Annotated in this window: 17 protein-coding genes; 9 read left to right on the forward strand and 8 right to left on the reverse strand. The window is 58.2% G+C overall.

Annotated elements, in window-relative coordinates:
- Window positions 1–18 precede the first annotated feature (18 nt).
- Window positions 19–804, forward strand: coding sequence for a L,D-transpeptidase (locus M0412_RS16405; protein ID WP_046801347.1), 786 nt, complete (start codon window positions 19–21; stop codon window positions 802–804).
- A gap of 74 nt (window positions 805–878) precedes the next feature.
- Here M0412_RS16405 and M0412_RS16410 read toward each other — a convergent pair whose 3' ends face one another.
- Together M0412_RS16410 and M0412_RS16415 are read right to left on the reverse strand one after the other, a co-directional pair.
- Complete coding sequence (locus M0412_RS16410) at window positions 879–2,699, reverse strand: methyl-accepting chemotaxis protein (RefSeq protein ID WP_269699403.1); 1,821 nt, start codon at window positions 2,697–2,699, stop codon at window positions 879–881.
- A 145-nt stretch (window positions 2,700–2,844) separates the two neighbouring features.
- On the reverse strand, window positions 2,845–4,179 hold the full coding sequence (locus M0412_RS16415) for an aspartate aminotransferase family protein (RefSeq protein ID WP_269699404.1): 1,335 nt from the start codon (window positions 4,177–4,179) through the stop codon (window positions 2,845–2,847).
- Between the two features lie 146 nt (window positions 4,180–4,325).
- Between M0412_RS16415 and M0412_RS16420 the strand changes: the two genes are divergently transcribed.
- The 4 genes from M0412_RS16420 to M0412_RS16435 all read left to right on the forward strand — a co-directional run bounded on the left by M0412_RS16420 (window position 4,326) and on the right by M0412_RS16435 (window position 8,900).
- Window positions 4,326–4,874 (forward strand): cupin domain-containing protein, encoded by a 549-nt coding sequence (locus tag M0412_RS16420; RefSeq protein WP_142842684.1) that lies wholly within the window; start codon window positions 4,326–4,328, stop codon window positions 4,872–4,874.
- 619 nt (window positions 4,875–5,493) lie between these two features.
- Window positions 5,494–6,174 (forward strand): sugar transferase, encoded by a 681-nt coding sequence (locus tag M0412_RS16425; protein WP_142842685.1) that lies wholly within the window; start codon window positions 5,494–5,496, stop codon window positions 6,172–6,174.
- Between the two features lie 190 nt (window positions 6,175–6,364).
- Window positions 6,365–7,624: a polysaccharide biosynthesis/export family protein gene (locus tag M0412_RS16430; protein ID WP_142842686.1), complete on the forward strand. Its 1,260-nt coding sequence runs from the start codon at window positions 6,365–6,367 to the stop codon at window positions 7,622–7,624.
- A 7-nt stretch (window positions 7,625–7,631) separates the two neighbouring features.
- Complete coding sequence (locus tag M0412_RS16435; protein ID WP_269699405.1) at window positions 7,632–8,900, forward strand: O-antigen ligase; 1,269 nt, start codon at window positions 7,632–7,634, stop codon at window positions 8,898–8,900.
- On the opposite strand, the gene M0412_RS16440 is transcribed toward M0412_RS16435, so the two are convergent.
- The 5 genes from M0412_RS16440 to M0412_RS16460 form a co-directional block, all read right to left on the reverse strand.
- The gene (locus tag M0412_RS16440) at window positions 8,897–9,391 is read right to left on the reverse strand and encodes a hypothetical protein (protein WP_142842688.1); all 495 of its coding nucleotides are present in this window, start codon (window positions 9,389–9,391) and stop codon (window positions 8,897–8,899) included. The two genes, M0412_RS16435 and M0412_RS16440, sit on opposite strands and share 4 nt — an antisense overlap.
- A gap of 85 nt (window positions 9,392–9,476) precedes the next feature.
- On the reverse strand, window positions 9,477–10,835 hold the full coding sequence (locus M0412_RS16445) for an HlyD family type I secretion periplasmic adaptor subunit (protein WP_269699406.1): 1,359 nt from the start codon (window positions 10,833–10,835) through the stop codon (window positions 9,477–9,479).
- Between the two features lie 8 nt (window positions 10,836–10,843).
- The gene (locus M0412_RS16450) at window positions 10,844–13,048 is read right to left on the reverse strand and encodes a type I secretion system permease/ATPase (RefSeq protein WP_269699407.1); all 2,205 of its coding nucleotides are present in this window, start codon (window positions 13,046–13,048) and stop codon (window positions 10,844–10,846) included.
- 81 nt (window positions 13,049–13,129) lie between these two features.
- On the reverse strand, window positions 13,130–15,148 hold the full coding sequence (locus M0412_RS16455) for a hypothetical protein (protein WP_269699408.1): 2,019 nt from the start codon (window positions 15,146–15,148) through the stop codon (window positions 13,130–13,132).
- 150 nt (window positions 15,149–15,298) lie between these two features.
- Window positions 15,299–16,258, reverse strand: a complete 960-nt coding sequence (locus tag M0412_RS16460) for a fibrinogen-binding protein (RefSeq protein WP_142842692.1) — start codon at window positions 16,256–16,258, stop codon at window positions 15,299–15,301.
- Window positions 16,259–17,163: 905 nt separating this feature from the next.
- Here M0412_RS16460 and M0412_RS16465 point away from each other — a divergent pair.
- A complete protein-coding gene (locus M0412_RS16465; protein ID WP_142842693.1) occupies window positions 17,164–17,934 on the forward strand; it encodes a helix-turn-helix transcriptional regulator in 771 nt (256 codons plus the stop codon).
- A gap of 59 nt (window positions 17,935–17,993) precedes the next feature.
- On the opposite strand, the gene M0412_RS16470 is transcribed toward M0412_RS16465, so the two are convergent.
- Entirely contained in the window at window positions 17,994–18,344 is a 351-nt protein-coding gene (locus M0412_RS16470) for a hypothetical protein (protein WP_269699409.1), read from the reverse strand.
- Between the two features lie 396 nt (window positions 18,345–18,740).
- On the opposite strand from M0412_RS16470, the gene M0412_RS16475 reads away from it, so the two are divergent.
- The 3 genes from M0412_RS16475 to M0412_RS16485 are packed head-to-tail and all read left to right on the forward strand — an operon-like array spanning window position 18,741 to window position 22,691.
- The gene (locus M0412_RS16475) at window positions 18,741–19,763 is read left to right on the forward strand and encodes a UDP-glucuronic acid decarboxylase family protein (protein WP_269699410.1); all 1,023 of its coding nucleotides are present in this window, start codon (window positions 18,741–18,743) and stop codon (window positions 19,761–19,763) included.
- Between the two features lies 1 nt (window position 19,764).
- The gene (galE, locus tag M0412_RS16480) at window positions 19,765–20,748 is read left to right on the forward strand and encodes a UDP-glucose 4-epimerase GalE (protein WP_269699411.1); all 984 of its coding nucleotides are present in this window, start codon (window positions 19,765–19,767) and stop codon (window positions 20,746–20,748) included.
- Window positions 20,745–22,691, forward strand: a complete 1,947-nt coding sequence (locus M0412_RS16485) for a glycosyltransferase family 2 protein (protein WP_269699412.1) — start codon at window positions 20,745–20,747, stop codon at window positions 22,689–22,691. Before galE ends, M0412_RS16485 begins: the two co-directional genes overlap by 4 nt.
- Window positions 22,692–22,699 lie beyond the last annotated feature (8 nt).

Raw genomic sequence — 22,699 nt, forward strand, 5'->3', positions numbered from 1 at the left:
GTAAATGAGGTTTTTCAATTGAACGAGACGACAACGACCCGGCGGGGTTTCCTGCTTGGAGCAGGTGGATTGGCGCTTGCCGGCCTTGCGGGCTGCAACACCACGGCGCGTGAAGCCGCACGGCCGGCCGCCCCCGCGGAAGATCCGATGTATGCGCTGATGTACGGTCCCAAGCCGGACGAGCAGTTTCCGCTGCCGGAAATTCCCTATAAGCGGATTCCGCGCCAGTTCCTGCGGCAGATGGTGGCCAATCCAACGGGCGAGCGCCCCGGCGTCATCGTCGTCGATACGGCCAACCATTTCCTTTACCTCACCTATGAGAACGGTCAGGCCATGCGTTATGGCGTCGGTCTCGGGCGTGCGGGTTTCGAATGGGCCGGCCGCGGCGTCATTCAGTACAAGCGCCAGTGGCCGCGCTGGACGCCACCTGATGAAATGATCGCCCGCCAGCCGGAGCTGGAGCCCTATAGCAGCCGAAATGGCGGCATGGAGCCCGGCCTCAAGAACCCGCTCGGCGCGCGTGCGCTCTATATTTTCAAGGACGGCAAGGACACGATCTACCGCCTGCACGGTTCGCCGGAATGGTGGACCATCGGCAAGTCGGTATCATCAGGCTGCGTGCGCCTCATCAACCAGGACATCGTCGATCTCTATAATCGCGTGCCGGACGGTACGCCGATCGTGGTGACGGCGCTTGGCCCGGCGCAGCAGGGCGTGCCGATCGGCCAGGAAGGCGTGCCCGTTGCCCAATATGGCAATGGCGTGGTTGGCGACGGCCTGTCGCAGCCGGTTCAGACCTACTGACAAATAAAAAATTTCCAGCCGCTGAGGTCAGCGGCTGGAAACGATGGACGAATGGCGGCGCAATGCGCCCCGTCTCAGGCCACGTGACGGATAACGTCATGCCCACCAATATCTTCCATATCCAGACGGAAACGTGAAACCAGCGCGCGCAGCTTTGCCGTTTCCGCGGCAAGCGTTGCCGAAGCGGCGGTGGATTGTTCCACCATGGCCGCATTCTGCTGGGTGGCGTGATCCATGGAGTTCACGGCAGCGTTGATTTCGGCAAGTCCCGTTGATTGTTCGGCGGCGGATGTCGCAATCGCGGTCATGTGCTGGTCGATGCCGGCGATGCGTTCGCCGATATCCTTCAGCGCCGTACCGGTATCGAGAACCAGCTTCACGCCACTTTCCACTTCCGCTGATGATTGGCGGATATGGTCGCGGATTTCGCTTGCGGCCTTTGCGGAACGCTGGGCGAGGTCGCGCACTTCCTGCGCCACCACGGCAAAGCCTTTGCCGGCCTCACCGGCGCGGGCGGCCTCCACCCCGGCATTCAGCGCCAGAAGATTGGTCTGGAAGGCGATTTCGTCGATGACGCCGATGATGCCGGTAATCTGCCGCGATGATGTCTCGATGCGGCGCATCGCCTCTTCGGCGTGGCTGACCACCTCAACCGATTTCAGGGCGCTGTGGTTGGCGTCGGTGGCGGCAAGCCGCGCCTCGGACGTGCGTTTGTTGGCGTTTGAAACATTGGCCGTGATTTCCTCGAGCGCTGCGGCGGTCTGTTCGAGCGAGGCTGCCTGATTTTCCGTACGGCGGGAAAGGTCGCCGGCGCCGGCGGCAATCTCACGGCTGCTGCCGTCAATCGTGCCGATGCCATCGGAAATCGCAAATAATGTTTCGGCCAGCTGCCGGACAGAACTGTTGAAATCGTGCCGCAGGGCTTCAAATTGCGGGGCGAAGGCCTGATCGAGCTGGAAGGCCAGATCACCCGAAGCCAGCCGCTTCAAACCGGCTGCGAGGCCGGATGTGGCGATGCGCAGCCGTTCGGAAGCGTCCTCCTCGGCCTGCTGGCGGGTTGCCTCCTGATCGGCCTGTGCCTGCCGGCGGGCCGCTGCCGCCTGTTCTTCAAGCGCCCGGTTGGCGATTGCCGCCTGTCGGAAGACTTCAACGGCAACGGACATGGAGCCGATCTCATCCTTGCGATCGATGCCCGAGGGTGGCTGAGACGTATCGCCGCCAGCCAATGTTTCCATATTCTTTGACAATTGCAGGATGGGTTGGATAACCGATCTGCGGGTGAGAAGGAAAAGCCCGACGGAGAAAATTGCCGCCAGAACCAGCAGGCCCTTCAAGGCAAGGTTGATGGTCGCTTTGGTCTTTTCGCTTTCGGCCGAGGCGGCATCGGACAGGGCCTCGATCTGGTCGCCGGCCGTTTCCATCGCTTTTTCAAGCGCCGAAAATTGCCGCATGAATTCGGGCATCAGCTTGATCGCCTCTTCCGGGCGGGAGCCCGCAAGGCCGACAACCGCATTGGCGGCTTCCATATAAGCAAGCAGCGGTTTTTCGACGCCGTCGATCACGGCCTTGACGTTTGTGCCTGCTGACAGGGACCTGTTGGCCTCGATCATTTCGCGGAAGCTGGCTTCATGTTCGCCAAGGTCAGCCTCAACCGTCTTGAGGTCGAGGCCCATGCTGGCATTGGTGGAGAGAATGGCGGCAAGTACGTCGGAACGTAATGCATCATGCATCATGTCCGCCTGCATGTGGTTGCGCAGCACTTCGGCCGAGAGTGCAACATATTCACTGTTGCGGTTCAGCGTTTCCGTTGCCCACATGCCAACGCCCGTGGCGGCGCCGGTGATGGAAAAGATCGCAATGCTTGCCAATATTATCTTTTTCTGAATCGACGCCATGGGGACGTTCCCGCGCTGTTGGTTATACTGCGGGAAAATAATAGAACATGCTTAATAAATGATCTATGTACGCTATGTTTTTGATAAAAATGAGAAAAGGCTGCAATTTCTATTGCAGCCTTTCTTATATTAGAGGTTTATACTTTTAATTTGTGCGTTTCAACGCGTCACCGAGAATCGAGACGATGTCATCGAAATGGGATTTTTCGGCGATCAGCGGCGGCGAAAGCGCGATGATATCGCCGGTGACACGGACAAGCAGACCGCGCTCGAAGCAATCGACAAAGATGTCATAGGCGCGCGCGCCGATGGCGCCGTCACGCGATTGCAGTTCGATGCCGGCAATGAGGCCGATGGTGCGTATGTCGATAACGTTTGGCAGACCCTTCAGCGAATGGATGGCATCGTGCCAGTCATCCTGCAATTGCGATGCGCGGGTGAAAAGGCCTTCGTCGCGATAGATATCGAGCGCGGCGATACCGGCGGCGCAGGCAACGGGATGGCCGGAATAGGTGTAGCCGTGGAACAGCTCGATCTGGCTTTCCGGGCCATGCATCAGCGCATCATGCACCTTGCGGCTGGTGAAGACCGCACCCATGGGGATCGCGCCATTGGTCAGCCCCTTGGCGGTGGTGACGATGTCGGGCGTAACACCGAAATAGTTGCTGGCGAAGGATGAGCCCATGCGGCCGAAACCGGTGATGACTTCATCGAAAATGAGGAGAATGCCGTGCTTGTCGCAGATGGCACGCAGGCGCTCCAGATAACCCTTCGGCGGCACCAGCACGCCGGTGGAGCCGGCCACCGGCTCAACGATGCAGGCAGCGATGGTTTCTGCGCCATGCAGGGCGACCAGCCGTTCCAGATCGTCGGCAAGCTCGGCGCCGTGCTCGGGCTGACCCTTCACGAAGCTGTTCTTTGCGGGATCATGGGTATGACGCAGATGGTCGGCCGGTATCTGCGGGAAAACCCGGCGATTGTTGACGAGGCCGCCAACGGAGATGCCGCCGAAACCGACGCCGTGGTAACCGCGCTCACGGCCGATCAGGCGGCTGCGGGTGCCCTGGCCGATGGCGCGCTGATAGGCGATGGCGATCTTCAGCGCCGTATCGACCGATTCAGAACCGGAGCCGGTGTAGAAGACGCGATCAAGCTTTGCCCCTTCCGGGCCGGGCGCGACTTCCGCCAGCCGCTCGGCGAATTCGAAGGCGACGGGGTGGCCCATCTGGAAGGAGGGCGCGTAATCCATGGTCGAAAGCTGGTGCTTGACGGCGGAGGCGATCTGCTGGCGGCCATGACCGAGATTGACGCACCACAGGCCAGCCGTGCCATCGAGAACCTGACGGCCGTCGTTGCTGGTGTAATACATGCCCTCGGCGCTCGTCAGCAGGCGTGGATTGGCCTTGAACTGCCGGTTGGCGGTAAACGGCATCCAGTAGCTGTCGAGCGAGGTGGAATTGGATCGGCTGGGGTTGTCCATAATGGTTCTCCTGTTCGTTGCCGATGATTGAAAGCTATTTTCCAAACCGAACAAGCCCTTTTCTCTCTGTGGCCAAGTCATTGAAAATGCTGTAGTCGAAATGCAGTATTTTCGATATTTCGAACAACGATAACGGGGGCAGCAGCATGTCGGTGGATATTGGCGGGCGTTTGCGCCATTTGCGGCTGCGTCACAACATTTCCCAGCGTGAACTGGCAAGGCGCGCCGGCGTGACCAATTCAACGATTTCGCTGATTGAGAGCAATACCTCCAACCCGTCCGTCGGCGCGCTGAAGCGTATTCTCGATGGCATACCCATTGGTCTTGCCGAATTTTTCGCCTTCGAGCCGGAGACGAACCGCAAGGCCTTCTATCGGGCGGATGAGTTGGTCGAGATCGGCAAGGGGCCAATCTCCTTCCGGCAGGTGGGCGACAATGTCTTCGGTCGCAGCCTGCAAATCCTGAAGGAATGTTACCAGCCGGGCGCCGATACCGGCAAGGTGCCACTGGTGCATGATGGCGAGGAGGGGGGCATCATCCTCTCCGGGCGTCTGGAAGTGACGGTTGATGAGGAGCGGCGGGTGCTGGGGCCGGGCGATGCCTATTATTTCGAGAGCCGCAGGCCGCACCGCTTCCGTTGCATCGGGCCGGTCCCGTGCGAAGTCATCAGCGCCTGTACGCCGCCCACCTTCTGATTCCACCGCGTTTTGCTTGATGTGAGGGTCTGAAAGCGCTCTGCCTGTCGCAGGCAGGGCCGAATCCGGGTTAGGGCTCGAATATTTTCAAGATATTCCGCGGCTCAAGCGCGGATTTTTGCCATTGTTTTGCCGCTTTTGCGCCGCTCTTGCAATTTTTCCATCGCTTTTTCTTGGCGAAGCCCGAGTGTCGGGTAAAAAAATCCCGGCTAATATGTCAAATTTTATATGCATTGCCGCAATCTTGCTGCGCCGCAAAAAAATTTAATAGTCTGTTACACGCATGGCTGTTCTTGGCGTTCCTGTCTCATCCGATTAAGTCATAAGAAACATATAAGAAAAGACTGCAGGTGGTCGAAAATACAATACATGCCGGGAGGCCACCCATGCTCTGTGCACATGGCCGCAGGCACATTTGTTTCTTTTTTATGCAACCCTTAATATTGCCTTGGGGTTGATCGACCGCCACCGCAAGAAATCGCATAGACGGTCATGGGCAATGTGCCTTACAAAAAATCCATTAGCATCAAATTCCGAACACAGACTTGTTATCTCCTTTAGACGGAAATACGCGCCTTCGGGCACCGACCAATCGCAAAACATAAATGGAGTTCACTCTATGAAGTCCGCGACCCAATCGGCTGAACAGACACTCAGCAGTTCCGAAGATTTCGATGTCAGTTTCCCTATCGGGGGCATCGCAAAACGCAGCTTCGATATGGCATCGGCTGCACTTGCGCTGCTCATCTTCAGCCCGATTTTCCTGTTGATCGCCGCTCTGGTGAAATTTTCCGATCCCGGCCCGATCTTTTATGGTCACCGGCGTGTGGGACATAATGGCCGCTATTTCCATTGCCTGAAATTCAGGACGATGGCGATGAACGGTGACGAGATGTTGCGGCAATATCTTGCCGCCAATCCGGAAGCCGCCGAGGAATGGCGCGCGACCCGCAAGCTCAAGAACGATCCGCGTGTCACCGCCGTCGGTGCCGTGCTGCGCAAGCTTAGCCTTGATGAACTGCCGCAGCTCCTCAACATCATCCGTGGTGAAATGAGCGTGGTTGGCCCGCGCCCCGTCGTTGACGAGGAACTGAGCTATTATGAAAGCGCTGCCGCTTATTATCTCAGCACCCGCCCTGGCCTGACCGGCCTGTGGCAGATCAGCGGCCGTAACGACGTCTCCTACAAGACCCGCGTGGCTTTCGACACGCAATATGTGCAGAACTGGTCGATGCGGCAGGATGTCTTCATCATCGTCAAGACCATTCCCGCCGTGTGCCTGTCGCGCGGCAGCTACTGAAATCAATATTGAGTTCGGCTTTATCGATTTTCGTTTCGACACGCACCCGACCGGGATCCCAAGTCCGGTCTTCGGGTGCGTCATTGGTGCTAACAATAGCGGCCGCTTCTGCGGCGCTGCGCAGCCGGCCTTGCCCGGTTGCCTATCGTCTGATCGCCTGCATGGCGCTCAGCAAACAGGGAGTTTCCCGATGAACGGCCTTTTTGCCACCCCCCGCCGTCCGCTTGCCGCCCTCGTGCTTGCCGCTTCCGTCGCCCTGGCCGCACCGCTCTGCGCATTGGCGGCAGAGGGTGGGCAGTATAAGCTTGGCACCGCCGACAAGCTGCGCATCCGTGTTGCCGAATGGCAGCCGGCCGATGGCAGCATCCGCAACTGGGACGTCATCAACGGCGATTATTCCGTCGGCCCATCCGGCGCGCTGTCCTTGCCATTTATCGGCCAGCTGGAGGTTTCGGGGAAAACGCCTTCGGAAGTCGGTGAGGCGATCGGCGCCCAGCTTCAGAGCAAATTCGCGCTTCGCAACCTGCCTTCGGCTTCCGTCGAAATCGCCCAGTTTCGGCCGATCTTTCTGAGCGGCGACGTGCAGACGCCGGGAGAATATCCCTATGCCGCCAATCTCACGGTGCTGAAGGCCGTCAGTCTCGCCGGCGGCCTGCGTCGCTCCGATGCCGGCCAGCGTTTTGCCCGCGACTTTATCAATGCACGCGGCGATGCCGCCGTCTACGACAACCAGCGGGCAAGGCTGCTCGCCCGTCAGGCGCGATTGGTTGCCGAGGTCAAGGGCGATCAGGCCATCGCCAAGACGCCAGAAATGGAAAAGATCAGCGAGATCGATACGCTTCTGGCCAGCGAAAGCGCGCTGATGAAATCCCGTACCGAGCGTTATACGCTTCAGCTGAAGGCGCTGACGGATCTGCATGCCCTTTTGCAGAGTGAAGTCGAATCGCTGAATAAAAAATCGGAAACACAAAACCGCCAGCTCCAGCTCGCCAACGAGGACCGCGACCGCGTCAACCGGCTTAACGAGCAGGGGCTTGCACTGTCACAGCGGCGCATCTCGGCGGAAGAACGCGCGGCGGAGGTGGAATCCACCCTGCTTGATATCGACACGCAGTCGCTGCGCGCCAAGCAGGATATCAACAAGGCGACCCAGGACGAAATCAACCTGCGCAACGACTGGGTGGCACAGCGCTCCAAGGAACTGCAGGATACCGAAGCGGAACTCGACAAGCTCAATCTGCAGCTGACCACCAGCCGCGAATTGATGTCAGAGGCGCTGGCGCAATCGGCCGAGGCGATCCGTTTCGATCCATCGGGTAAATCCGCGACCATCACCTATCTTGTGGTGCGTGAGGAAAACGGCAAGCCGAAGGAAGTGAAGGTGGATGAAAACACCCTGCTTCAGCCCGGCGACGTCATCAAGGTTTCGTCCGAAATCCTGATGCAGTGAGGTTCGCATGCGGATTGCCAAATCGGCGCTGATCGATCCCGAACGCAATGAAATCTTCGGAATGGCGGCTGTTGCGCTGTCATTCTTCGTGTTCGCCTACTCGTCGCGTTTCGGGCAGATCTCGGTTCTGGCCTATTATGGCATGTGGCTGCCGCTGGTGGTGGTCAACTACCGGCAGGTGCTTGGCAATTATCCGCGTTATCTGTGGATATTCGCCTTCGGTATCCTCACCGTGCTGTCCAGCTTCTGGTCGGAGGCAGCATCGGTGACCATGCGCGCCTCCATCCAGTACATGACGCATATCGTCTGCGCCTTGATCGCCATGCGGGTGATATCCATTCGGACGCTGACACGCGGCGCGCTGATCGGCATCGCCGTGGTTCTTTTGTATTCGCTGCTGTTCGGCATCTATCTCTTCGATGCGCTGGATGGCACGTATAGTTTCGTCGGCGCCTTCTCGTCGAAGAACCAGCTCGGTTTTTATGCCTCTCTCGGCGTCATTTTTGCAGCCGCCTCGGTGCTGGTTCTCAAACAGAGAGGCATCTGGCTGCCAATCGCCGGCGTTACCGGGCTTTTATCGGCTTATAGCCTCCTTGCATCGCAATCGGCGACATCCACCATCACCACCGCGGCGGTGGTTGCACTGATAATCGGCTTCATCCCTATCGGCATGCTGTCTCCCGCCAACCGCAAGATGACGTTTTTCGTGCTCGGCGGCCTTGGCGGGCTGCTTGTGGTCGCCTCCCTGCAATTCGGCCTGCTCGATGCCATTCTTGGTGTCTTCGGCAAGGATTCGACGCTTACCGGCCGCACCTATCTCTGGCAGCAGGGCATAGAGGCGGCAAAACAGACGCCAATCCTCGGTGTCGGTTATCAGGGTTTCTGGGTGGCGGGTTTTGCCGATGCCGAACGCCTGTGGAACGACTTCTTCATTACCGGCCGCACCGGCTTCCATTTCCATAATACCTATATCGAGACGGTGGTGGAAAACGGCATCGTCGGCATGGTGCTGCTTGGCATGGTGCTTTACGGAACGCTGCTCGGGCATCTGCGCTCGGTGCTGATGCGCAGGAGCGATCCGCAGGGCGTTATTCTCTTTGCGATCTGTGCGCTGTTCGTGGTGCGCTCCTTCGTGGAGATCGATATCATCTTCCCGTACCAGATCGGCTCGTTCCTGCTTTATTTCGCTGCCGGCAAACTGTGCCTGCCAGTGAAGGCAGCGCAGAATGGTGAAACTCACCCGGCGATCGGTATGCGGTTGCAGACAAGAGCCTAGAGATAATCCGCCGAGACATGCGGGCTGGCGTGGATGAATTTCCACATATCCTTGCTGACATCGACGATATCGGCAATCGACTTTTCCAGGTGCTCGATTTCCTTCTCGTCCATGCGTTCGACCTTGCCGTAACGAACCTTGCTGTCGTCCTCCACCAGCCGCATCAGCTGGGTGCTGGCGATTTCGCCCTTTTCGTCGAAGGAATAGATGCAATGATTGTATTTGTTGCGCGTCCGCGCTTCTTTCTTCAGCCGCGCCATGATGGAGAGAATGGTCTTGCGGTCCGGCGTCGGCGTTGAGGGGAGTTTCGCCAGACGCTCGATGAGGTCCATGCGCGCCCGTGTGGTATTGAGCGTCAGAAACACGACGATGGCCGCTTCCTTCTCCACTTTCAGGAGATGGACGATCAGATAGATCATCAGGCTTTCAGTGTTCGTCCACACATAATTCAGCCTGCCGACCAGTAGCAACACATCCGACATCACCGCCATGCTGCTTCTCCCGCCCCGGCGAAATATATTCGGATATCATATGCTGAGCGCTGCGGAAAAGACAGTATAGGTTACTGATATTTCTTCATCTTTCCTTGAAGGCGCGGGACATGCTGTCGGAGATCGGCTTGGTCAGATATTCAAAGAAGGTGCGCTCCGAGGTCTGGATCAGAACATCGGCCGGCATGCCGGGCACGGGATGGAAATTATGGACCTTGGCGATCTCGTCGTCGGAAACCTGCACGCGCACGATATAGACGTCCTTGACCTGCAGGCCGGCATTTTCCTCGATGCTGTCGGCGGAAACGTAAAACACCTTGCCGTTCAGAACCGGTGTGGTGCGGCGGTTGAGCGCTGACAGACGGATCGCGGCGGTCTGGCCTTCATGTAGCTGATCGATGGAGGTTCTGAGCACCTGCGCCTCAAGGATCAGGGGAACATGGGCGGGCAGGATTTCCATGATCGGCTTGCCTGTGGTGATGACGCCCCCGGGGGTATGATAATAGGCCCGCACCACCGTGCCGTTGACGGGGGAGCGGATGACGGTGCGTTCCAGCACTTCGGCAGCGCCACGCACCTGTTCCCGGACACTGTCGAGATCGGATTCAGCCGTTTCCAGCGCATCGAGCGCCGCCTGTTTGTTGGCGTTGACGGCAATGATCGCTTCCTGCTTGAACTTGGCGATTTCCGCCTCGCTCTGGTTCATCTCGCCGGTCAGACGGGCGATATCGCCCATGGCGTCGGCAATGGCGCGTTCCAGTGCCAGCATATCGGTCTTGCGGATGACGCCGTCCTTGGCGAGCCTTTCCTTGGAATCGCGCTCCTGCGTCAGAAGGGCGAGTTGCCGGTCGAAGGACTGTTTCTGCCCGTCATAACCCGCATAGCGGAACTCCAGCGAACGGATATTCTTTTCGATCAGGTTCAGCTGCTCGTCGAGCTTGACGATCTTGCTGTGGAACACGATGTTCTGGCTCTGGATGATGGAGTTGATGTCAGGATCGCCGGCCTCTTTCATGACGATTTCGGGCACCTTGAAAGTCTTTTCGCCCTGCGCTTCGGCGCGAAGGCGCGTCACGATGGTTTCAAGGCGAAGACGCCGCAGCTGCAACATGCGTTCATTGGCAAGCGCCGTCGTCTTGTCGAGCGTCAGCAGCACGTCGCCTTCCTTGACCGTGTCGCCTTCACTGACCATCATTTCCTTGATGATGCCGCCTTCCAGATGCTGGACGATCTTGTTGTTGCCGGTGGCGACAAAGCTGCCCTGGGCAATGATGGCGGAAGAGAGCGGTGCGGTACCGGCCCAATATCCGAAGCCGCCGAATGAGGCGAGCAGCACGGCAAGTCCGATGGAACTGTGCAGGCGGATGGAGCGCGGCACTTCGCTATACCATTCTAGCTGGCCCTGCGGTTTGATTTCGGCAATGGCGTTTTTCTTCTTGAACATGACGAACCTCAACCCTCGATCTGCGGGGACTGGTTGGCCGGACGGCCATTGCCGGAAAGTGCTTTCAGCACCTCGATCCTTTCACCGAACATGGCGAGCGATCCGTCTTTCAGCACCATGATCTTGTCGACACATTGCAATAGTGCCGGGCGCTGGGTGATGGTGACGGTGGTGATGCCCTGTTTCTTGGCGTGCAGCAGCGCCTTGGCCAGCGCCTGTTCGCCCTGCGTATCAAGGTTGGAGTTGGGCTCATCCAGCACCACGAATTTGGGATCGCCAAAGAAGGCGCGGGCAAGTGCGATGCGCTGTTTCTGGCCGCCGGACAGCGGTGCGCCATCGGCGGCAACTACGGTTTCATAACCCTGCGGAAAACCGGCGATCAGCTCATGCACATCGGCCAGCACTGCCGCTTCGTAAATCTGCCGATCGTCGATATCGTCGCGCATGCGGCAGATATTGGCCTTGATGGTGCCGGGGAAAAGCTGCACGTCCTGCGGCAGATAACCGATGCTTTCACCGAATTGCCGCTGGTCCCAGTTGCGCAGGTCCATGAGATCGAGGCGCACATTGCCTGAGGTGGGCAGGATGGAGCCGACCAGCATCTTGCCGAGCGTCGTTTTGCCGGAACCGGAATTGCCGATGATGGCAAGCGATTCCCCCTTTTTCAGCGAAAAGGAAATGCCGTTCAAAATCACCTTCTTCTGCGGCGGCGGTACGAAGAGAATGCGCTCCACATCGAGACGCCCTTCCGGATTGGGCAGGCGCAGGCGCGGGAAATTCAGCGGCGAGCTGATGAGAAGCTGCTTGATACGGCCATAGGAGGCGGCGGATTTGTTGAATTGGTGCCAGCCTTCGATCGCGCCTTCGATGGGCGCCAGCGCACGGCCGGAAATGATGGAGGCCGCGATGACCATGCCGCCGGTCAGTTCGCCGGAAAGTGACAGATGCGCACCCCAGCCTAGAAGCGCCACCTGGGTGATCATGCGGGCCGCCTTGGAGACGCCGGAGAACATGATGTTGCGATCCTGTGCCGCCACATGCGACTTCAGCGATCCGGCCGTTTCACGGCCCCACATCTTCACCGCCTCGGGTATCATGGCGAGTGCATTGATGATCTGCGAATTGCGCGACATGGAATCGAGGTGGAAATTGGCGCGGCTGAGATAACCCGAGGCTTCGGAAAACTGCCTTGCGGTGAAACGCTGGTTCAACCAGGCGATGATGAACAGCACGGCGCAGCAAACCATGATGATGATGCCGAGATGCGGATGGACGAGATAGACCACCACGATGAAGAGCGGCATCAGCGGCGCATCGAGAAATGCAATGAGCGTTCCTGACGTCAGGAAGGAGCGCAGCTGCTGCAGATCCTGCAGGATCTGGTAGTCCTTGCCGTTGCCGTGCAGGGAGGCGCGGGCGGCAGCGGACAGGATCGGCGCGCCAAGCTGCACTTCAAGCTCAACGGCGGTGCGCATCAGGATGAAGCGGCGGATGGCATCCATGAAGGCCTGCAGCAGAACCGCGCCGAGCACGGCCACCGTCAGCATGACAAGCGTATCCATCGAGCGGCTGGTCAGCACCCGGTCTGATATCTGGAACAGATAAAGCGGGATGGCGAGCAGCAGGATGTTGATGGCGATGGTGAACAGCATCACCACCACCATGTTACGGCGAACGGCGGCGATGCCCTTTGCAAGACTTGCGGCGAAATTGATCGGCTCGCTGCGCTTGTGGAAGCCGCTCTGGCTTCCGCCACCACCACCTCCGCCACCGCCGCCGCCATTGTCCGTCGGCTCCTTGCCGCCACCACCCGTCACTGGCCGGCGTTCGTTTTCGCGGATCGGCCCGTCATTATTGTCGATGGTTTTGACGAAAGGCAGCTCTGTATTGTCGATCTTGGCTTGCGGTTGCGCCGGGGAGGCGGGTTGCCGCTCTGGCTGTGGCGCTGGCCTTACCGGTGGAACGTCCCGCAATTGTTCGGGATGTGCCGTCTTTGCAAGCGGTTCGGAAGGAGTTTGCGGGGGTGTTGGCTGGGTGGGGGATATGGTGGTTTTTGCCGCCTGTTCCGCGCCGGATAACTGGCGCAGATTTTCGACGGCTTCGTTGATGGCTGAAATACAGGCGTCCGTCAGTTTGCTGTCTTCCGCTTCCTGATCCAGCGGCAAATCCAGCGAGCGTCCGTCGGCAATCGTTTTCCTTGAGATATGATCCATTTTATATCGGTCCCCGGTGATCTTGCGGCGTTTGCGGGTTCGGCTATTGCGGGGCGTGTTTGCCGCCGCGTCCGCCGGACGTTACGCAACGACCGTCTGCATGACGTCGGATGGGTGGGCGTTGGACCATGAGAGGTCGTGGCCGCCATTGATGACGCCGTCGGATTCGTTCTGGATGGTGGCGGGATCGTCGTGAAGAAAGGCGATGACCTCGTTTGCCAGCTGGCCGTGCTGTGTCGGCTGCGACGTGTCGTTTTCGATGATGCCGCCCTGGATCAGAATGGCATCGGAATAAACGCCGCCAGCGACATAGGTGGTGGAGCCGAAGCTGTCGTAATCGATGATCTGTGCGATATTGACGACGGCGTTGCTGCCGGTATCGATATGGACCGTGGCATTGTCGTTGTTTTCGAGGACCTTGGCGGCGGCCTGGGTCACGTCGTCGGAATCGCCGAGCACGCTCACCTGCTTGATGATGCTGACATCATAAAGGTTGCCGGTGATGTAAAGGACGTTCAGCCCCTGATAGCCGGCGAAGTTGGCGTCGTGGGCAAGCGCATCCGGCATGTTGGGATCGCGTTCGTTGATCGCGTTTACCGTCTGGTGCATATAGTCCGGCATGGTCTCGAAGCGGTCGTTGCTGCCGACATTATGAATGCTGGCATCGTTCCACAGCAGGTTATTGCCGGACTGGATGGTGGCGCCACCAGGTGCATCGGGATTGGCGCGGGCCCAGTCATTGTCGTAAAGCACGGCAATCTGGCTGATGAGGTTCATGTCCAGCACATTGCCGCCGACGATGATCAGATCGTACTGCATGCCGATGCCGAGAAAATTGGCGATGTTGAGCGCGGCGTTACCGCCGGTCAAAAGGCTGACACTTGCACCCGATGTGGTGATGGTCATCGTGTCATTGTCGCTGATGAACTGGTATTGTTCGATCCAGTGAACGAAGGACACATCCCCTTCCAGCACGCTGACGCGCCAGGCGGTGGGGAATATCGGCGGCTCGCCGCTCTCATGGCTGTCCGCCGCGGCATTTTCCGCGCCCGGATAGACACTGCGCTGAAAGCTGGCGATGTTGTAGGCAGCCGTTGCCGCCTGATCCTCCGAGTGCGTGAAGACGGAAGAAATCTCGTCCCGGTCACTGTAGATATAGGCTTGGGTGATGGCGTCGATCTGGTGATAATCGCCCATGACGGCGGTGACCGAGGTCATGACGCCGGTATTGACCAGCGTGGCGATGTTGGCGACGACATTGGCGCCAGCGGCGATATCGAGGCTGTTGCCGGCCGGGCTGTCTTCATGCAGGGAGACGTCGCTTTTTTCCGGTGCCTCGGCGGGTTTGGCAATGCCGCGGTCCGGCATGAAGTCGTCGAGCGTCGGCTTGTCGTAGGCCACGGCGCCATTGATATAAAGACCGTTGATATCGTTGCCGGCCAGAACGAAATCCTGGTCCGCGCCGGTGCCAAGCGAGGTCACGTCATTGTCGCGGGCGTGTTCGATATAGTCGTGCGCGGATTTGGCAAGCGCCTGTAGCGCGTCGTAATTATCGGTGCGCTGGAAGGTGGAAAAGGGCGTGAAGACGGCGGCTTCGTTGTAGAACTCGACAGTGCGCTCGGTCACGAAGGTCGTGTCGCGCGCCACATTCGGGCCGTCCGTCATGTTCAGATAGTCATCGTCCTGGAGAATATTGACCTGAGTAAGATGGCCGGCTACCGAGCCTGGACCGGTATGAACCACCAGTTCGCGCTCATCAAAGGAAAGGCGGCCGGGAAAACGGAAATGCGCGCCGGAAATATCGACCGGGATGGCATTTGCAAGCTGCTGCATGTCGTATTCGACAGCGCGGGCGAAATGCGGTCGCATGTAATCGAAATCGTAATAGCCGGAGCGATATTTGACGCCGGGATCGTAATCCTCGAGCGGGACGTCATAGTTCTTGTCGAGCAGCCTTGCTACCTCATCGTCCGGCAGTCGGTCCGGATCGGAATGCGCCGGGCCTTCGCTATAGTTGCTTCTCAGACGCGCTTCCTCGACCACCGTGTCGAACATGCCGATGAAATGCGCGATCATGTCGGAAATCTTGTCGATATGCATTGAAGGTCCCTCCCTGATCATCGCGGCAGAGCCTGAGGCTGCGCAGGGCACCCGTCTCAAAGGCGGTGCTTCGTCTTACGCAGACCGGTCCTTCAACCGCGAACTGCACCGGCGGGTGCCGGTGCAGCTCTTTTCGTCAAGAGGTGGGTATCAGGAGTGATCCTCACCGACATCGGATACATGCGAGTTACCGCCTGTGATCGTGACGTCAACGGCATTGGAGAGCATGTTGGCGCCCTGCACCAGTTCCAGATGGAAGCCGGAATTTGCAAGGATTGCCGATGCATCTGCAGTGCTGGTGCCTGCTGCGTCGTCGCCGGCCTTGAGGTCCCATCCCTTGCCGTCCATGCCTTCCGCGCCATAGGCGTCGCCGGCATTGGCGCTCAGGTGGTTTTCCGCACCGCCATTCTGCATCTTGATGTCGTAGGCCTGATCCTGGTCTGCCAGGTGGTTGGCCTGCACCATGCTGAAGCCGGTGTCATTGCCGTCGCCGTTGAGCGAGCTGTTGAGGATGTTGTCGACATCGAGCGTGAAGGAGAAGTCGTCACCCAGGTTGAAGGTGAGGTCCCCGCCGGCGATGCCGAGATTGCCGACATCCTTGACGCCGGCGATGTTACCGAAGTCGTCATCAGACTTGTAGTAGCTGTCGGCGGAGTTGAAGCTGTCGGAGGTCGTCGTGGTCTTGGTGGAGGTGTCGTTGTCGGAGTAGGAGAACGTCTTGTTGTCCGTGTCCGTGATCGTTTTCACATTGGTATCATTGTCGCTGTACGACTTGCTTTCGTAGCTCCAGTCGTAATCCGTCTTGATATCAGTGTTGGTTTCGGTGCTCGTCTTGGTGGTCGTGTCGTTGTCGCTGTACGACTTGCTGTCATAGCTCCAGTCATAGTCGTTGTCGCGATTGTCGCCATTGCCGACTGCTACATCGATCTTGGCGTCAACATCCACATTGGTGCTGTTGTCGCTGTTGTCGTTGTTGCGGTTTTCACCGTTTGCGGTGCCGACATTGCTGTCTTCCACCTTGGCGTCATTGGTCGAGGTGTTGGCAAAACCCTCGGAAAGAGCGCCGATCTTGGTGATGTCGTCGCCGGCTGGCTGTGAATTGTAACCCATTTCGATTTCCTCCGAAAAAGCTCGGAGCAGCTTTCGAAATCCCTCTCATCTCAAACGGGATTTTTTCGCGCTTGCTCCGTGTTGCACAAAGATTGATGTTTGCAGATGCACTCGGTACGTTTCATCTGCGGTTCGGCATCGGCCCGCGACCGGGCTCTTTTCGTTCAGCCCCTGTGCGCTACTCGGTAAAAAGGCGCACAAATCCGTTCCTCGCTCCAATGGGGAGCGCGGTGGCTTCGTCTTTTTGCTTGCGTGTTTTCTTGAAAAGGAACCGGCGTTGGCAAACACACGTTAAGGCCGGGATAGTCTTTTCATCGGCCGCCGTTTAGCGACGGTCAGACTGTGCCGCAGAAAAATTGCGCTTTCTAGCTATCAATTCGGGCTAAACATATCGGCACCCGTAACCGGAATATATATGCCGGAGGGGTAGGCCAAGGCTCGTTTTCGCGGCCGCTGCAGCAAATATCCGCAGATTTGGCGGCAAAAAACCGGCCTCTTAAAACCATCGTGCTTTTGCAAGGGAAAAGGGCGTTATCCCGAAACGGCACATCGTCCGGGATCGTTTGCAGGCGAGATATGAAAAGGTCTTTCAACTAAAAGTTATATTTTCTTGGAATACAAAACCGGAGCGGAGGCATTTCTAACGCCTTTGTTTCCTTGATGATTTCCAAGTGAATGATTTTCTCTCACCGTAATCAATTTTGTATGCCTAATGTAAAAAATAACCCGTATGGGCCATTTATTTACACAGCTTTTCGTATTAGCCTCCTAAATTAACAGGTAATTAATGATAGTTGACATGGCTTGAGGCGGGAATTGCCCCCTATGGTCTTGGGGGCGTCCTGGCGGACGACAGACGGCACACCAAAAAGAATGTAATGCGTAAGCGCTTTAGGGAGGCGTCAATGTTCATGGGAACTTCAGATTATGCGGCAAAACAAAAAAACGCCGTTTCACCTATAAATGGAACTTTATTGATCATAGCGGATCCGGACCTGTTTTCCGAGTGCCTCGTGGAGGCGTTGGGCAAAAAGTTCCCCACATTCGCGGTGGTGAGCGTTACCTCGTCGTCGACTATTAACGACGACTACGGGGCGAATGTCCGGCTGGTGCTGCCTTATCGCATGTCCGGCGAGCGGCTCCATAATCTTCTTGCGGCAATCCACGAAAAGCATCCGGATGCGCCGATCGCACTGGTGGTCGAAACCATCGACAAGTTTGAGGAACCGCTGAAGCAGTTGGTGGGAATGCGCGTCATCGACGGCGTGTTGCCGCTCAATCTGCGGCTTGACGTGTTCATGGCGGCTGTTGATCTTTTGATGAAGGGCGGAGAACATTTTCCCGCGGCTCTCCTCGGCAAGCTCACACCCTATTCCCAGGCCGTCAGCGGCAAGAGCGTTCAGACAAACGCCGTTATTGCCAACCGCGCCGACGCCCTTGCGGCAAACAGGGGTGAAATGGCGGCGCTGACGACACGGGAGGTGCAAATCCTCGACCTGCTTTGCAAGGGTACGCAAAACAAGATCATTGCTGACAAGCTGCATCTGTCCGAAAACACCGTGAAGGTTCACGTTCGCAACATCTATAAGAAGATGAACGTGCGCAACCGAACCGAGGCGGCATCGCGCTTCTTCAACAAGGACGACGACGCTACGTTATCCGGCTGGAAGAACTAAGCATCAGGCAGGCCGAGGCCGCCCGGGCGCCGGTTTCCGCCGATGTTCCGGCCCGAGACTTACGGTCTCAGGAAGCAGCGGGACTTCTGGCCAAATCCGCTCGGCGAGCAAATATAGGGAGAAGAACCGGAATAGGAATGTCGCGCTATCGACGGTGCCTCGGACGACGCGTCGGCAACAAGCGTTACAGCTGCATTGCCTGTCTTGTCGTAGCCGTAGGAAGCCCTGGTAGGAGTAACCCGCGTCTTCATTGTTGTCGTATCCGCTGATGCGGTCTTGATGAAAACAGCGTCTTCGACCACGGCGCACGAGGCCGTTGCGAAAGTGAGTGCTGAAAGGGCTGCGGCAACGAGCGCAAAATGATTGCGTCTGGCCGCTTTGCCACTCTTGGAATAAGGCATTTCATTCATCGTGTATGTCCCCTGAAATCGACTGTCTGTCGCATCTCGCCGGGCGGTTTTGTCCCGGTGGACCGAGCCTTACAAAACCAGGATAGTCCCGACTGGTTGAGCGAAGCTTGCGCTAATGCTCAATAACAAAGGCATAAAGGAGGCGTAGTTAAAAAGTATTAAACCAAGGGCTATTTTTAGTAATTCAGGGTAATCAATTGTAATATTTCGACAAAATGAAGTTGACCTGTTTTTCACCGCGCCTATCATAAAAGTTGAAAACTATCGAATCGAAATATTAAAACCTCCAGAAGAAATAAAAACCGGAGGATGATATTCAAGATACCGCACAATCGGGAGTTTGATTCAGTTCAAGATGAATCAGCCGGGCTGATTCCTCATGGGGAGGAGTGTGTAATGCGTAATTTCGTTCCCAACGAGCATGATAATGGCGTCACGATCTACTCGGAATGGCGTCCTGGCCAGCGCGTTCTCGTCAATGGCGGCGCTGGTTTCCTTGGTTCCCATCTTTGCGAGCGTCTGCTGGTCTGCGGCCACGAAGTGATCTGTCTCGACGATCTTTCGACCGGGCGGACGGCGAATGTGGAGCATTTACGGGACAATAAGCGGTTTTTGCTCGTCGAGCACGACGTGCGCAAACCCTATGATATCGACGTCTCGCTGATCTTCAACTTCGCCTCGCCGGCTTCGCCGCCGGATTACCAGCGCGATCCCGTCGGCACTTTGCTCACCAATGTGCTTGGCGCCGTCAATGTGCTGGAGGTCGCGCGCAGATGCGGTGCAACCGTAGTGCAGTCCTCTACATCGGAAGTCTACGGCGATCCACTCGTCAATCCCCAGCCGGAAAGCTATTTCGGCAATGTAAATACAATCGGGCCGCGAGCTTGTTACGATGAGGGCAAACGCAGCGCCGAAACGCTGTTTTTCGATTATCACCGCTTTTATGGCGTTGATATCAAGGTGGGACGAATCTTCAACACCTATGGGCCGCGCATGCGGCCCGATGATGGACGTGTGGTTTCCAACTTCATTGTCCAGGCACTGAAGGGGGCCGACATCACCATTTATGGCGATGGCAGCCAGACACGCTCCTTCTGTTATGTCGATGACCTGATCGATGGTTTCCTGCGTTTTTCGGCCAAGCCGAAGGATTGCACCGGGCCGATCAATCTCGGCAATCCGAGCGAAATTCCGGTGCGGCAGCTGGCCGATATCGTCATTCGCATGACGGGTTCCCGCTCGCGCATCGTGCATCTGCCGGCTGCAATCGACGATCCGCAGCAGCGCCGCCCGGATATTTCGCGGGCCAACGAGCAGCTGAGATGGCAACCGCGCGTGCCGCTCGAAATCGGACTGGAAAAAACCATCGTCTATTTCGATGCTTTGCTGTCCGGCAGGAAAGTGGCGGAGGCCGTATGAGATGGCCCGCACAATCCTCGTCACGGGCGGGGCCGGATTCATAGGCAGCCACATCTGCAAGGCGCTGGCAAAATCCGGCTTCAGGCCCATCGCATATGACAATCTCTCGACCGGCCATGCGGATGCGGTTCGCTGGGGGCCTTTCATCGAGGGTGACATTCTTGATCGTGGCCTGCTGAAGGCCACGCTCAGGGAGTTCCAGCCGGCCTTCGTCATCCATTGCGCCGCCAACGCCTATGTCGGCGAATCCGTCGAAGATCCGCGCAAATATTACCGCAACAATGTCGGCGGCAGCCTTTCGCTGCTGGATGCCTGTCTCGACCAGAATATTGGCGGGCTGGTATTCTCCTCCAGCTGCGCCACCTATGGCGTGCCGCCACAATTACCAATCCGCGAGGAAACCGCGCAGATGCCGGTCAATCCTTACGGGCGCACCAAGCTGATTTTCGAAATGGCGCTGGATGATTACGCCGCGGCCTATGGCCTGCGTTTCGTGGCGCTGCGGTATTTCAACGCGGCCGGCGCCGATCCCGATGGCGAGCTTTGCGAACGCCACGAACCGGAGACCCACCTGATCCCCCGGGCACTGATGGCGGCTGCGGCGCGGTTGCCGCAACTCGATATCTTCGGCGCGGATTACGACACCACGGACGGCACCTGCATTCGCGACTACATCCATGTCAGCGATCTCGCCGATGCCCATGTGGCCGCCGTCAATTATCTGGCGGATGGCGGGGAGACGCTGCGTGTCAATCTTGGTTCGGGCCACGGCACCTCGGTTGGCGATATCATCCGGGCTATCCATCGCGTTACGGGTCAGGAAGTGCCAGTGCATTTCGGCGCGAGGCGCGAGGGCGATCCGCCGGCGCTGTTCGCCGATATTGAAAGGGCAAGGCAGACGCTCGGCTTTGCGCCGAAACATTCCGATATCGACACGATCATCCGCACGGCCGGTCCCGGTTTCGGACTGGAGGTGCGGTCATGACGGCGCGCTCCACTCCTTCCGTCCAACCTGTACGTGCCGCCGCGGGCTCATTGCGGATGCTGCCGGTCTTCACCGGCTGGAACCGCATGGCCTATCGTCTGGGCATCGGCGGCTGGCTGGTGACGCTTGGCTATTTCTGGGTCTGGTGGCTCGACCGTGACCGGGTGATCGACTGGCCCTATTATACCGTCGTTACCCTGACGCTGGCGTGGATCACGCTGCTGCCGTCCTATTTCATTTTCATATTCCTCAACGCCCGCGTCGTTGACCGGCGTTCCCCTTTGCCCAAGGGCCGGGTGGCGATGGTGGTCACCAAGGCCCCGTCGGAGCCTTTCGCCGTGGTGCGCAAGACGCTGCTGGCCATGCTGGATCAAAGGGGCATGGAACAGAAGGGCCTGGAATTCGACGTCTGGCTTGCGGATGAAGATCCGGATGCGCAGACGCTTGCCTGGTGTGGTGCGCATGGTGTTTTCGTCTCGACCCGGAAGGGCGTCGCTGATTATCACCGCAAGACCTGGCCGCGCCGCACCCGCTGCAAGGAAGGTAATCTCGCTTATTTCTACGATCATTATGGCTATGAGCGTTATGATTTCGTCGCACAGTTCGACGCGGATCATGTGCCGGAACCGGATTATCTGAGCGAGATCATCCGTCCCTTTGCCGATCCGTCGGTTGGATATGTCTCCGCCCCAAGCATCTGCGACGCCAATGCCAGCGAGAGCTGGGCCGCGCGCGGCAGGCTTTATGCGGAGGCAAGCCTGCACGGCGCGCTGCAGCTCGGTTACAACAATAGCTGGGCGCCGCTCTGCATCGGCTCTCACTACGCCGTGCGCACGAAAGCGCTGCGTGAGGTGGGCGGTCTCGGCCCCGAGCTTGCCGAGGATCATTCCACCACGCTTTTGATGAATGCCGGTGGCTGGCGCGGTGTCCATGCCGTCAACGCCATCGCCCATGGCGACGGGCCGGCGACCTTTGCCGATCTCATCGTGCAGGAATTCCAGTGGTCACGCAGCCTGATGACCATCCTGTTGCAATATTCACGGCACTATGTGCCGAAGCTGCCTTTGCGGCTGAAATTCCAGTTCCTGTTTTCGCAGCTCTGGTATCCGCTGTTTTCCGGCTTCATGGCGCTGATGTTCGTGCTTCCCGTCGTTGCCCTGTTGCGTGGGCAAGTGCTGGTCAATGCGTCCTATCCGGCGTTCCTGGCGCATTTCCTGCCCATTTCGCTGATCATGATCCTGTTCGCCTTCTTCTGGCGGGCAACGGGGGCATTCCGCCCTCATGATGCGAAGCTTTTCAGCTGGGAAGCCATGGTGTTCCTGTTCCTGCGCTGGCCCTGGTCGCTGATGGGCGTGCTGGCGGCGATCCGCGACACCATCCGTGGTGACTTCGTCGATTTCCGCATCACGCCCAAGGGCACGCAGGCCAAACCGCCGCTGCCGCTGCGGGTCATCGTGCCCTACATGGTTCTGGCGGCGGTGAGCTTTCTCGCCATGGTGCTGGCGCCACGCGATAGCGGAGCGGAAGGCTTCTTCATTTTCGGGGCGATCAATGTGGCGATTTATGCGGGACTTTCCGTGTTCCTGCTCATCCGCCACGTGATGGAAAACGGCTTGCCGCGATTGCCGGCGATGCGCGGCGGCGCAACCGCTGCGGCCTGTTCACTGTTGCTCGTCGCCGGCAGCGCCGCGGAACTCAGCTCACATGCGATCGGTGGGCTTGAAGCCCTGTCGCACGGGCAGCCCTACGTCACCTTCACCGAAACGCGTTTTACGGTTGCCGGTGCGGGTGTGGAGGGCGCGAGATCGGTGCGCGTGAAGCTGCGCATCACCCTGCCGGGCTTGCCCGGTCATCGGGAAATGCAGGCGGAACCGGCCGTCGCACCGTCGCCGACAGTGGCAACCGGAGAAATCATGCTGGCCGACAATAGGGTCGGACAATAGAAGGAGGA

Origin of the sequence: Agrobacterium sp. O3.4 (assembly GCF_041414895.1) — a bacterium.
Taxonomy (GTDB): domain Bacteria; phylum Pseudomonadota; class Alphaproteobacteria; order Rhizobiales; family Rhizobiaceae; genus Agrobacterium; species Agrobacterium cucumeris.